The sequence below is a fragment of the Kitasatospora sp. NPDC056138 genome (assembly GCF_042264695.1).
Classification (GTDB): Bacteria; Actinomycetota; Actinomycetes; order Streptomycetales; family Streptomycetaceae; genus Kitasatospora.
Window position 1 is genome coordinate 334,051 of the sequence record NZ_JBHJVK010000001.1, and the last position, 11,500, is coordinate 345,550.

Sequence of the window (11,500 nt, forward strand, 5' to 3'; positions counted from 1 at the left end):
GGGGGGGGGCGGGGGGGGGGGTTTTGGCGGGGGGGGGGGGGGGGCGGCGGGGCGGGCCGCCTTGTGCGCGCGGGGGGGGGGGTGCAGTACCCCCCCCCCCCCCCCCCCCCCACGGCTCTGCCGTGACCGGGTCACGGGCAGCGTACGACCTGTCCTGCGTAGGCCAGCCCGCCGCCGAAACCGAAGAGCAGCACCGGATCGCCGGAGCGCAGCTCGCCGCGCTCCACCAGCTTGCTCAACGCCAGCGGGATGGAGGCCGCCGAGGTGTTGCCGGAGTCCACCACGTCGCGGGCCACCACCGCGTCCGGCGCGCCCAGCTTCTTGGCGATGGCATCGATGATCCGCAGGTTGGCCTGGTGCGCGACGAAGCCCTTGAGCTCGGAGGGGTCCAGACCGGCCTTCAGGCAGGTCTCCCTGGCCAGCGGCGCGATCTTGGTGGTGGCCCAGCGGAAGACCGCCTGGCCCTGCTGGCTGATGGTGGGGTCCCAACCGGTGATCACCACGGCGTCGGTCTTCTCCGGTTCGGTGCCCCAGACCACCGGGCCGATCCCGGCCCGCTCGTCCGGGACCGCCTCCAGCACGGCCGCGCCCGCTCCGTCGCCGAAGATCACGCAGGTGCTGCGGTCGGTCCAGTCGATGGTGTCGGACATCCGCTCGGCGCCGATCACCAGCGCCCGGGTCGCCGCCCCGGCCCGGATCGCGTGGTCGGCGGTCGCCAGCGCGTACGAGAAGCCCGAGCAGACCGTGTTGATGTCGTACGCGGCCGGCGCGGGCACCCCGAGGCGGGCGGCGACCGAGGCGGCCGTGTACGGGCTGCGCTCGACGGCGGTGCAGGTGGCCACAACCACCAGGTCGATCCCGTCGGCCGACCGGCCGCCGTTGGCCAGCGCCTTCTGGGCCGCCTCGGTGGCGAGGTCGACCAGCGTCTCCTCGACCGCGATGTGCCGGGTGCGGATTCCGACCCGGCTGCGGATCCACTCGTCGTCGGTGTCGACCAGCTTCGCCAGGTCGTCGTTGGTGAGGACCTTGGGCGGCTGGTAGTGGCCGAGCGACACGATTCTGGAGGCGGTCATGGTGCCACTCAACCCGGTTACCGGCCGGTCCGCCCCTCACGTCCCGGTACAACGTCGCAGGCCGGAACCTGTAGGGGACGGACAACGCCCCTTGCGGCGAAAGGGCGGTCAGGTCGCCAGGGTCGCGGAATCCGCCATCGCGATCATCGGATGAGCTGCCGGATCCAGGGTCTTGAGCAACTCGATCATCTTGTCCTCGGGCAGCGAGACGCAGCCGTGGGTCGGCCCGCCGTGGTCCACGTGCAGCCAGATGCCGCCGCCCTTGGACTTGCCGTCGGGGAAGCGGCCGTCCAGCGGCGAGACGCCCTGCACCCGGTTGTAGTTGATCGCCACCACGTAGTCGAAGGACCCGGCCAGCTGCTCGCCCTCGAACCCGGTGCCGCCCACCACGAAGTGGGAGTCCTGGTCGTACGGGAGCTTGCTGCCCGGGTCCGCCTTGCGGCCGCCCGCGTCGGTCAGCGAGAAGACCCCGATCGGGCTGTGCAGGTCGTCCGCGTGCTTGTCGGTGGTCCAGCCCTTGTAGGCGTTGTGGCCCTGCCAGGCGGTACCGGGCCGCCAGCGGTTGTCGGGCGTCCGGGTCCACAGGGTGACCGTGGTCTCGGAGGAGTTCCGGTCCTTGCCGGAGGCCACCACCAGCTGGTTGGTCTGCGCCGGCACCTTGGCGGTGAAGGTCGGGCCCAGACCGGGGATCGCGGCGTAGGTGCCGTCGGAGCGGTCCGAGCGGTTGGCGGCGGCCGGGTCGTTCCGGAGGGCCCCCGCCTGGGTCACACCGCTGTCGGTGCCGGCCGACGGGGAATCAGTCTCCGGCTTGTCGGGGGCGCCCGCCGCGGTCGGGTGCGGGGAACCGCCGCCGCCCGGACCCACCGTGAACCAACCCGCGGTGGCCGCCAGCAGCATCGCCGTACCGCCCATCAGCGCCTTGCCCCGGCGCTTGCGCGGCTTGCGCCGGTGTCCGCGCGGACGGCCGGCCTCACCCCCGCCGCCGCGTACCGCCTCGGGCGCGGCCTCGGCGTAGGGCTGGACGATGACACGATGGGAACCGGACATGCTGACGATCCTTCCAAAACCCGCGGGGTGATCGGTACCCGTGGCGTGTGGTGAGCCTGTGAGCATCAGCACACCGTGGTGCACCGACTGCCCCGCCCTCAGACGCCTCGGACCCTCCGGGCGGTTGAGCCCGGAGGGTCCGAGGCGGCGGTGATCAGAGCCGCATCGCCTGCGGGGTCTCGCGACGCCCCAGGTCGGGGCCGTCGTACTCGCGGATGACCTCGTAGCGGGTGTTGCGCTCGACCGGGCGGAAGCCCGCGTCCCGGATGAGGTCGAGCAGGTCGTCGCGGCCGAGCTTGTTCGGGGTGCCGAAGTTGTCCGCGTCATGAGTGATCTTGTACTCGACCACCGAGCCGTCCATGTCGTCCGCGCCGTGGCTGAGCGCCAGCTGGGCGGTGGTGACACCGTGCATCACCCAGAAGACCTTGACGTGCGGGACGTTGTCGAACAGCAGCCGGGAGACCGCGAAGGTCTTCAGCGCCTCGGCACCGGTGGCCATCTCGGTGCGGTCCATCAGCCGGTTGCGGACCACGCCGTCCTTGGAGTCGTGGAAGTCGTGCTGGTAGCGCAGCGGGATGAAGACCTGGAAACCACCGGTCTCGTCCTGCAGCTCACGCAGCCGCAGCACGTGGTCGACCCGGTGCCTGGGCTCCTCGATGTGCCCGTACAGCATGGTGCACGGGGTCTTCAGGCCCTTCTCGTGCGCCAGGCGGTGGATCCGCGACCAGTCCTCCCAGTGGGTGTCGTGGTCGACGATGTGCTGGCGGACCTCCCAGTCGAAGATCTCCGCGCCACCGCCGGTCAGCGACTCCAGGCCGGCGTCGATCAGCTCGTCCAGGATCTCGGATGCCGACAGACCGCTGATCTTCTCGAACCAGTGGATCTCGGTGGCGGTGAACGCCTTCAGCGAGACGTTCGGCAGCGCCGCCTTCAGCTCGCGCAGGCTGCGCGGGTAGTACCGCCACGGCAGCGTCGGGTGCAGACCGTTGACGATGTGCAGCTCGGTGAGGGAGTCCACCTCCATCGCCTTGGCGAGACGGACGGCCTCCTCGATCCGCATGGTGTACGCGTCCTTCTCGCCCGGCTTGCGCTGGAACGAGCAGTACGCGCAGGAGGCGGAGCAGACGTTGGTCATGTTGAGGTGGCGGTTGACGTTGAAGTGGACGACGTCGCCGTTCTTCCGCGTCCGCACGTGGTGGGCGAGTCCGCCGAGCCAGGCCAGGTCGTCGCTCTCGTAGAGTGCGATGCCGTCCTCACGGGTCAGCCGCTCACCCGCGTAGACCTTCGCCTCCAGCTCGCGCTTGAGCCCTGCGTCCATGCGGTGCCCCGCCTCCTCGATCCTGCCGACCGCCACGCGCGGTCTGGGTGCCGGACCGAGCCTACGCCTGGAGGAGGTCGGCAAGGAGCTTGGGTTCGACGTTGCCGCCGCTCACCACCGCCGCGAAGACCCGGCCGTCCAGCTCCCCGGCCCGGTGGAAGTAGGCGGCCGGAGCCACCGCGCCGGAGGGCTCGGCGACCAGCCGGCCCCGGCGGGCCAACAGCGCCACCGTGTCGCGGATCTCCTGCTCGGAGACCGTCACGATGTCGTCCACGTACGCCTGGAGGTGCTCGAACGGCAGCTCGCCGACGGACGGGGTGCGCAGCCCGTCCGCGATCGTCCGGTAGGTGTCGGCCGTCGGCCAGACCGTCAGCTGCCCACGGCGCAGGCTCTCCTGAGCGTCCGCCGCCAGCTCCGGCTCGACCCCGATCACCCGCACGCCCGGGCAGGTCAGCTTGAGCGCGGCCGCCACGCCCGAGATCAGGCCACCGCCGCTGACCGGGACCAGCACGGTGTCCAGCTCGTCCGGGGCGTCCTCGCCGATCTCCAGACCGACCGTGCCCTGACCGGCCACGATGTAGGGGTCGTCGTACGGCGGCACCCAGACGTAGCCGTGCTCGGCCGCCAGCCGGGCAGGCAGGGTGTCCCGCTCGTCGGGGGCGACCAGGATCACCTCGGCCCCGAAGGAGCGGGTGTTCTCCACCTTGACCGCGGGCGAGGTGTCCGGCATCACGACGACGGCCTTGATGCCGAGCAGCCCCGCCGCGTACGCCACCGCCTGGGCGTGGTTTCCACTCGACTGGGCGACCACGCCGCGGGCCCGCTCGGCCTCGCTCAGCGCGGCCAGCCGGTTGTACGCGCCACGGGTCTTGAACGCCCCGGTCGGCTGCAGGTTCTCCGGCTTCAGCCAGAGCCTGCGCGCACCGTCGGAGGCCCATGGACAGGGCAGCAGAGGCGTCCGCACCGCGACACCGGCGATCCGCTGCTGCGCGGCGCGCAGTTCCTCCAGGCCGACCAGACTCATGGGCCCCTCCCCGTCCGCTACTCCAGGGCGTCCAGGGGCAGTTCGCTCACCCTGTTCTCCCACTTGGTGGAGAGTACAACCGTGGTCCTGGTCCGGGCTACGCCTTTGGTGCCCGAGAGCCGCTTGACCACCGACTCCAGGCCCTCCACGTCCGGCACCCTGACCTTGAGCATGTACGAGTCGTCACCGGCGATGAACCAGCAGTCCTCGACCTCGGCGAGGTCCTTCAGCCGGTGCGCGACGTCCTCGTGGTCGGCCGCGTCGGTGAGCTGAAGACCGATCAGCGCGGTGACGCCGAACCCCAGCGAGGCCGGGTTGACCGTCGCGCGGTAGCCGGTGATCACACCGGCCTGCTCCAGCCGGTTGATGCGATCCGTCACGCTCGGGCCCGACAGGCCCACCAGGCGACCCAGCTCGGCGTACGAGGCGCGGCCGTTCTCCCTCAGCGCCTGGATGAGCTGTCTGTCAACCGTGTCCATATATCCGCCCGCGTCCTTCCGAACCGCTACAGACCCACAGATCATTATCCGGAATCAAAGGCGCTGTGCGCGGATCAACCCGGATATCGCAAAGAACATACTCTCCCGCACCGCGCGGCTTTACGCGCCCATGCCGTTACGCGGTCTTGCCCCCGGATCCGAGCTCGCCCTCCCAGCGCCGGTACAGCCCGTGCGGCACCCCCACGGCGTCCAGCACCCGGCCCGCCACGAAGTCCACCAGCTCACGGGCGGTCGAACCCCCCGCGTAGAAGCCCGGCGAGGCGGGGAGCACCACGGCTCCCTGGGCGTCCAGCTCCACCAGGTGCTTCAGCGTCACCCCATCGAGCGGCGTCTCGCGCACACAGACCACCAGCGGGCGACGCTCCTTCAGGGTCACGGCGGCCGCACGCTGCAGCAGGTCCTTGCTCAGGCCCAGCGCGATCCCGGCCACCGCACCGGTGGTCGCCGGCACCACCAGCATCCCCTTCGCCGGGTACGAGCCGCTGGACGGGCCGGCCGCGAAGTCGCCCGCCGACCAGTAGCGGACGTCGCCCAGGTCCTCGACGCCCGTCCAGGCCGTCAGGTCCTCCTGCCAGTGCGCGTCGCGGAACGACACCCCGGTCTCGTCCAGGATGGTCAGCCTTGCCGCCCGGCTCACCACCAGGTCGACCGCCTCGCCCGCCGCCAGCAACGCCCGGACGACGGAGGCGGCGTACGGCGTCCCCGACGCACCCGAGACTCCGACCACCCACGGCTGACGCACCCTCTGCTGCTCCATGCCTCGCACGATAGCCGGGCCACGGTGGAAACCCGTCAGGGGGCGGAGACGGGCGGTCCAGGGGCGCGGGCGTCCGGCACGGGCATCCGGCACGGGCATCCGGGGAGCAGACCGCAACTGGTCCGCCGGGCCCGGCCGGAGGTGGACGCCTCCCGCCCCGCGCAGTTCCCCGCGTCCCCGGGGTCCGCCCGCGCCCCTGGGTGCCGGTTCGGCCCGTGCGGGAGGATGGCGGGTATGGCGCCGACGCTGATCGACCTCACGCACCCGGTCACCACGGGCATGCCCGTCTATCCCGGAGACCCGGAGGTCGAGCTGCGGCCCGCGCTCACCACCGCCACCGCCGGGGTCAACGTGCTCGGCCTGCACCTGGGTTCGCAGTCGGGCACCCACGTGGACGCGCCGTACCACGTGGACGTCACCTGGCCCACCCTGGACGGACTGCCGCTGGGGCTGTTCACCGGCCCGGCCGTGGTCGCCGACCTGCGCGGACTCGACCCCCGCACCGGTGTGACGGAGTCACTGCTCGCGCCCGCGCTGGAGTCGGCCGCCCCCGGCACGATCCTGCTGCTCGCCACCGGCTGGCCCCGGTACTGGGGCACCGACCGGTACCTCGCCCACCCGTGGCTCACCCCCGGGGCAGCGGCGGCGATCGTCGCCGCCGGCGTCCGTACGGTCGGCGTGGACGCCCTCAGCATCGACCCGACCCCCGACCCGGGACCGGCCGATCCGGCCGTGGCCGCGCTGCTCGCCGGCCTCTCGGACGATCACGACCCCGCCGCCGAGGACGACGCGCTGGCCGCGCACCGGATCCTGCTCGGCTCACCGGGCGGTGCGGTGATCGCCGAGAACCTCACCGACCTGGTCCCGCTGCTGGACGCCCAGGCGGCGGGCCGTCCGATCGAGCTCTCGCTGTTCCCGCTCCGGCTGGTCGCGGCCGACGGTGCCCCGATCCGTGCGGTCGCCCGCCTGGGCTGACCGGGGCGCCCGCCTTGGTCTAGACCATCCCTGGAACGCGCCGCTAGGCTCCCCCCATGGCAGAGATCATCGGCGTGGTCGAGGCCCTCTGGCGCTACCCGGTCAAGTCCACCGGGGGCGAGCAGCTGGACGCCGTCGAGGTGGACGGACGCGGGCTGGCCGGGGACCGGCTGTACGCGGTCCGGGACGGGGACGGAAAGTTCGGCTCGGGCAAGAACACCCGCCGCTTCCGCCGGATGGACGGCCTGCTGCGGCTCTCCTCCAGGCTGGGCAGCCGGCTCGACGCACCCGAACTGCTCGACCCGCTGGGCACCCCCGTCACCGACCCGAACGCCTTCCTGCGCGCCTACCTCCAACGCACGGACGTCGAGCTGGCCCGCGAGGACGCGATCTCCCACTTCGACCAGCTGCCGGTCAGCGTGCTCAGCACCGCCACCCTGGACTGGGTCCGCCGGGCCGTGCCGTCCGCGGTCGTGGACGAGCGCCGCTTCCGCCCCAACGTCCTGCTGCGGACGCCGCCGGGCACCCCGCCGTTCGTCGAGGACGGCTGGTTCGGGCGCGAGGGACGGGTGGCGGGCGGGGCCAAACTGGCCTTCGTCCGCTCCAGCGAGCGCTGCGCGATGACCGGGACGGCGCAGCCGGGCCTGCCGCACGCTCCCGAGATCCTGAAGGCCGTCGCCCAGGCGCACGACACCCGGCTGGACGCCCTCGCCGAGGTCAGCCGCCCGGGACGGCTCCGCGTCGGCGACGGCGTCGCACTGGTCTGACGCCGGAGGACGGACGGCCCGGCCTCCGGCGGCGGGTGCCGAGGGCCCCGCGCCGCTCAGGAGGGGTTCGTGCGCGGCAGGAGGCAGAACGGGTGCCCCGCGGGGTCCAGGTAGACCCGCCAGCCCGTCTCGACGTCCATCCGGACCGCGCCGAGCGCCACGACCCGCTCCTCGGCCTGCTCCAGGTCCTCGACCTCGATGTCGAGGTGCAGCTGCTGCGGGTGCGCCGGGTCGGGCCACATCGGCGGCCGGTAGTCCTCGACCCGCTGGAAGCCGAGCACCATCCCGTCGGGCAGGTGGACGGTCGACCACTCCTCGTCCAGTGACCACCTCGGGTCCGGCCGGTCGATCTCGCCGCCGAACAGGGCGGCGTAGAAGTGCGCCAGCCCGGCCGGGTAGTGGCAGTCCAGCACCACGCACTGCAGCTTGCCGATCATCGTTCCTCCTCGCCGACCGCACCTGCCCCTCTGCTCGGCAGCATAGGCACTGGCAGCGGCGGGTGCGGCCGGAGGTGTCACGCTCCCAGGCCCCGGATGACCAGGTCGAGGAGGGCGAACGCGAAGAGCGAGATGCCGACGAACCCGTTGGTGCTGAAGAAGGCCCGGTTGAGACGGGAGAGGTCGCCGGGCTTGACGATGCTGTGCTCGTAGACGAAGGCACAGGCCACCACCGCCAGGCCGACCCAGAAGGCCGGGCCCGCGTCGGTCAGGACGGCGTACCAGGCCAGCAGCCCGGTGGTGACGACGTGGCAGGCGCGCGCGCCGTAGAGGGCGCCCGCGATGCCGAAGCGGGCCGGGACCGAGCGGACCCCCTCGGCGCGGTCGGCCGCGACGTCCTGGCAGCCGAAGATCAGGTCGAACCCGCCGATCCAGACGCCGACGGCGAGGCCCAGCACCACCGCGTCCCAGGACCAGGTGCCGGTGACCGCCAGCCAGGCGCCGATCGGGCCCATCGCCTGCGCGATGCCCAGGATGGCGTGCGGGAAGTCGGTGAACCGCTTGCCGTACGGGTAGACCACCATCGGGACGACGGCGATCGGCGCGAGCAGCAGGCAGAGCGGGTTGAGCGCGGCGGCCGAGCCGAGGAAGACCAGCAGCGCGATCGCCGAACCGGTGTACGCGGTGCGCATCGAGACCGCGCCGGTGACCAGCTCGCGGCCCGCCGTACGGGGATTGCGGGAGTCGATCTCGCGGTCGATGATCCGGTTCGCGGCCATCGCGAAGGTGCGCAGGCCCACCATGCAGACGGTGACCAGGAGCAGCTCGCGCCAGTGCATCCGGCCGTTGTCGAGGAACATCGCGGTGAGCGCGGCGATGTACGCGAAGGGCAGCGCGAAGACCGAGTGCTCGATCATCACCAGCCGGAGGAACGCCCGGGTCCTGCCCGGTGCGGCGGCAGCGACGCTCACAGCCCGTACTCCTTCCAGCGACGGGAGACCAGCGCCGCGGTGGCCGGGTCGGAGCTGACCATCTCGGGCCAGCCGCCGTCCCTGGTGTAGCCCTCCTCGGGGAGCTTGCGGGTGGCGTCGATGCCCGCCTTGCCGCCCCAGAACTGCTGGTAGGAGGCGTGGTCGAGGTGGTCGACCGGGCCCTCGACCACGGTCAGGTCACGGCTGTAGTCGACGTTGCCGAAGGCGCGCCAGGCGACCTCCTGGTAGTCGTGCACGTCGCAGTCGGAGTCCACCACGATGATCAGCTTGGTGAGCGACATCATGTGGGCGCCCCAGATCGCGTGCATCACCTTCTGGGCGTGCTTCGGGTACTTCTTGTCGATCGAGACGATCACGCAGTTGTGGAAGCCGCCGGCCTCGGGCAGGTCGTAGTCGACGATGTCCGGGATGATGATCTTCAGCAGCGGCAGGAAGAAGCGCTCGGTGAACTTGCCGAGCGGACCGTCCTCCGTCGGCGGGCGGCCGACCACGATCGACTGGAGCAGCGGTCGACGGCGCATCGTGACGCAGTCGATCTTCAGCGCCGGGAACGGCTCCTGCGGCGTGTAGAAGCCGGTGTGGTCGCCGAACGGCCCCTCGGGGAGCAGCTCGTCAGGCTCCAGCCAGCCCTCCAGCACCACCTCGGCGTCGGCCGGGACCTGGAGCGGGACGGTCTTGCAGTCCACCATCCGCACCCGCTCACCGGCCACGAAGCCCGCGAACAGGTACTCGTCGATGTCGCCCGGCAGCGGCGCGGTCGCCGCGTACGTCACGACGGGCGGGCAGCCGAAGGCGATCGCGACCGGGAGCCGCTCGCCGCGCCTGGCGGCGACGGCGGCATGGTTGCGGCTGTCCTTGTGGATCTGCCAGTGCATGCCGATGGTCCGCTTGTCGTGCCGCTGGAGGCGGTAGAGGCCGAGGTTGCGGATACCGGTGTCCGGGTCCTTGGTGTGGGTCAGCCCGAGGTTGAAGAAGGAGCCGCCGTCCAGTGGCCAGGTGAAGAGCGCCGGCAGCTTGTCCAGGTCGACGTCGTCCCCGGTGAGCACGGTCTCCTGGACGGGCGCGTCGCCGGACTTCACGTTCCTCGGCGGCACGTGCGCCATCGACGCCAGCTTGCCGAAGGCGTCCCGGAAACCGGTGAAGCCCTGCGGGAGCTCGGGCTTCAGCAGACCGGCGATCTTCTCCGAGATGTCGTCCGGCGACTTCAGGCCGAGCGCCTTGGCCAGCCGGCGCTCGGTACCGAAGACGTTCATCGCCAGCGGCATCGAGGCGCCCTTGACGTTCTCGAAGAGCAGCGCCGGGCCCTTCGCCTTCTGCACGCGGTCGACGATCTCTCCGATCTCCAGATAGGGGTCGACCTCGGCCTTGATCCGCTTGAGGTCGCCTTCACGTTCCAGTGCCCGGAGAAACGAGCGGAGATCGTCGTATGCCATACGTGTCAGTATCCGACACCGACTACCCTGGGCCCGCCAAGAGGGGCCCACCTCATCGTCACCCGGGGGGAGATCGCCGCTGTGCTGAGGATCCTGCCGCCACTGCTCGCCCTCGCCCTGTGGATCTGGGCGTTCATCGACTGCCTGACCACACCCGAGGAGGAGGTCCGCCACCTGCCGAAGGTGGCCTGGGTGATCGTCGTGCTGCTCTTCCCGCTGGTCGGCTCGATCGCCTGGCTGGTGGCGGGCAGGCAGCGCGCCGGGGCCCGGACGGCGGGCGGCCCGGACGGCGCCCGGAGCGGGCGGCCGATGGCACCGGACGACGACCCGGAGTTCCTGGCCTCCCTCGGCAACTCCCTCGGCAACTCCCTCGACAAGGAGACTCCCCACAAAGACGGCCGGCACCACGAGGACATGCTCAAGCGGTGGGAGGCGGACCTGCGCCGCCGCGAGGAGGAGCTGCGGGGCAGGGACGAACCGGAGGACGGTCCTCACCGCTGACCGGCCCCCGACCCGGCGATCTCGTGCGCCGAAGGGTCCGCGGCGGCCGCGCGGCGCCTGCGCTCGAAGGCCCGGACCGGGCCGGGCGCCCACCCGTTCGGAGCCCTCCGCCGAGCAGTCCCGCACACCTGTCCGGTTTGGCGCATCCCTACCATCCGATGCAGCCGCCAGGCCCTCCGGAAGCTCTGCTTCCGCTTTCCCGACAGGCCCGCCGGACGGCCTTCCAGCCCCTCCCCGCACACCGCGGCATCCCCGCTGACCTGCGCAATCGACGCAACGTACCGCTCATCCAGGGTTCACCCCGGTGACGGCCCCCGAGCTGCGGGTGACCGGCTCGCCCCTCATGCTTTCTGTACGGCTTTCACATGTTCTCGGGCCCGACCTTGTACGGAATCGACGCCGAAACCCGGGCCCGAACCCTCGTAGTGTCGTAGGTGAAGAAGTGTTCGCAGCAGCAGCCGCCGCCACCGCAGGCCGGCTGTCGGACAGTTCCCTCACACTTGGAGTGGTTCGAGATGACGGTTCTGCACGAGGCGCCGGTCGGCGACGAGATCCCCGAGATCCCGGCCGATGCGCGCGGGCGGGTGGCCGAGCTGCACGATCTGCGGGAGAAGGTCCGCCGGGGCCCGAGTGAGAAGGCGACCGAGGCGCAGCACGCCAAGGGGAAGCTGACGGC

The 11,500-nt window shown here is 71.7% G+C and carries 12 protein-coding genes; 3 read left to right on the forward strand and 9 right to left on the reverse strand.

Going from position 1 to position 11,500, the window contains the following annotated elements; genetic code table 11:
• Positions 1 to 131 precede the first annotated feature (131 nt).
• The 6 genes from ACFC1R_RS01500 to ACFC1R_RS01525 form a co-directional block, all read right to left on the reverse strand.
• Complete coding sequence (locus tag ACFC1R_RS01500) at positions 132 to 1,073, reverse strand: beta-ketoacyl-ACP synthase III (RefSeq protein WP_375930847.1); 942 nt, start codon at positions 1,071 to 1,073, stop codon at positions 132 to 134.
• Between the two features lie 108 nt (positions 1,074 to 1,181).
• Positions 1,182 to 2,120 (reverse strand): L,D-transpeptidase family protein, encoded by a 939-nt coding sequence (locus tag ACFC1R_RS01505; RefSeq protein ID WP_375930850.1) that lies wholly within the window; start codon positions 2,118 to 2,120, stop codon positions 1,182 to 1,184.
• A 154-nt stretch (positions 2,121 to 2,274) separates the two neighbouring features.
• Complete coding sequence (gene mqnE / locus ACFC1R_RS01510) at positions 2,275 to 3,438, reverse strand: aminofutalosine synthase MqnE (RefSeq protein ID WP_375930852.1); 1,164 nt, start codon at positions 3,436 to 3,438, stop codon at positions 2,275 to 2,277.
• Positions 3,439 to 3,499: 61 nt separating this feature from the next.
• Entirely contained in the window at positions 3,500 to 4,462 is a 963-nt protein-coding gene (locus ACFC1R_RS01515; RefSeq protein ID WP_375930855.1) for a threonine/serine dehydratase, read from the reverse strand.
• Between the two features lie 17 nt (positions 4,463 to 4,479).
• Positions 4,480 to 4,941, reverse strand: a complete 462-nt coding sequence (locus ACFC1R_RS01520) for an Lrp/AsnC family transcriptional regulator (protein WP_045305763.1) — start codon at positions 4,939 to 4,941, stop codon at positions 4,480 to 4,482.
• Positions 4,942 to 5,077: 136 nt separating this feature from the next.
• A complete protein-coding gene (locus ACFC1R_RS01525; RefSeq protein WP_375930858.1) occupies positions 5,078 to 5,719 on the reverse strand; it encodes a UbiX family flavin prenyltransferase in 642 nt (213 codons plus the stop codon).
• A 234-nt stretch (positions 5,720 to 5,953) separates the two neighbouring features.
• Between ACFC1R_RS01525 and ACFC1R_RS01530 the strand changes: the two genes are divergently transcribed.
• Positions 5,954 to 6,694: a cyclase family protein gene (locus tag ACFC1R_RS01530; protein WP_375930861.1), complete on the forward strand. Its 741-nt coding sequence runs from the start codon at positions 5,954 to 5,956 to the stop codon at positions 6,692 to 6,694.
• 56 nt (positions 6,695 to 6,750) lie between these two features.
• Positions 6,751 to 7,461 (forward strand): MOSC domain-containing protein, encoded by a 711-nt coding sequence (locus ACFC1R_RS01535; protein ID WP_375930864.1) that lies wholly within the window; start codon positions 6,751 to 6,753, stop codon positions 7,459 to 7,461.
• A 56-nt stretch (positions 7,462 to 7,517) separates the two neighbouring features.
• On the opposite strand, the gene ACFC1R_RS01540 is transcribed toward ACFC1R_RS01535, so the two are convergent.
• From ACFC1R_RS01540 to ACFC1R_RS01550, 3 genes are all read right to left on the reverse strand, one after another.
• Positions 7,518 to 7,898 (reverse strand): VOC family protein, encoded by a 381-nt coding sequence (locus tag ACFC1R_RS01540; RefSeq protein WP_375930867.1) that lies wholly within the window; start codon positions 7,896 to 7,898, stop codon positions 7,518 to 7,520.
• Between the two features lie 77 nt (positions 7,899 to 7,975).
• A complete protein-coding gene (mqnP, locus tag ACFC1R_RS01545; RefSeq protein WP_375930870.1) occupies positions 7,976 to 8,869 on the reverse strand; it encodes a menaquinone biosynthesis prenyltransferase MqnP in 894 nt (297 codons plus the stop codon).
• Positions 8,866 to 10,323, reverse strand: a complete 1,458-nt coding sequence (locus tag ACFC1R_RS01550; RefSeq protein WP_375930873.1) for a menaquinone biosynthesis decarboxylase — start codon at positions 10,321 to 10,323, stop codon at positions 8,866 to 8,868. The genes mqnP and ACFC1R_RS01550 overlap by 4 nt, the downstream gene beginning before the upstream one ends.
• Before the next feature lie 81 nt (positions 10,324 to 10,404).
• Between ACFC1R_RS01550 and ACFC1R_RS01555 the strand changes: the two genes are divergently transcribed.
• Positions 10,405 to 10,824, forward strand: a complete 420-nt coding sequence (locus tag ACFC1R_RS01555; protein ID WP_375930876.1) for a PLD nuclease N-terminal domain-containing protein — start codon at positions 10,405 to 10,407, stop codon at positions 10,822 to 10,824.
• The last annotated feature ends 676 nt before the right edge of the window (positions 10,825 to 11,500 follow it).

Excerpts from the sequence above, each read along its gene's own strand:
- ACFC1R_RS01500 (WP_375930847.1), bottom strand. The coding sequence starts at position 1,073 with ATGACCGCCTCCAGAATCGTGTCGCTCGGCCACTACCAGCCGCCCAAG.
- ACFC1R_RS01505 (WP_375930850.1), bottom strand. The coding sequence starts at position 2,120 with ATGTCCGGTTCCCATCGTGTCATCGTCCAGCCCTACGCCGAGGCCGCG.
- mqnE (WP_375930852.1), bottom strand. The coding sequence starts at position 3,438 with ATGGACGCAGGGCTCAAGCGCGAGCTGGAGGCGAAGGTCTACGCGGGT.
- ACFC1R_RS01515 (WP_375930855.1), bottom strand. The coding sequence starts at position 4,462 with ATGAGTCTGGTCGGCCTGGAGGAACTGCGCGCCGCGCAGCAGCGGATC.
- ACFC1R_RS01520 (WP_045305763.1), bottom strand. The coding sequence starts at position 4,941 with ATGGACACGGTTGACAGACAGCTCATCCAGGCGCTGAGGGAGAACGGC.
- ACFC1R_RS01525 (WP_375930858.1), bottom strand. The coding sequence starts at position 5,719 with ATGGAGCAGCAGAGGGTGCGTCAGCCGTGGGTGGTCGGAGTCTCGGGT.
- ACFC1R_RS01530 (WP_375930861.1), top strand. The coding sequence starts at position 5,954 with ATGGCGCCGACGCTGATCGACCTCACGCACCCGGTCACCACGGGCATG.
- ACFC1R_RS01535 (WP_375930864.1), top strand. The coding sequence starts at position 6,751 with ATGGCAGAGATCATCGGCGTGGTCGAGGCCCTCTGGCGCTACCCGGTC.
- ACFC1R_RS01540 (WP_375930867.1), bottom strand. The coding sequence starts at position 7,898 with ATGATCGGCAAGCTGCAGTGCGTGGTGCTGGACTGCCACTACCCGGCC.
- ACFC1R_RS01550 (WP_375930873.1), bottom strand. The coding sequence starts at position 10,323 with ATGGCATACGACGATCTCCGCTCGTTTCTCCGGGCACTGGAACGTGAA.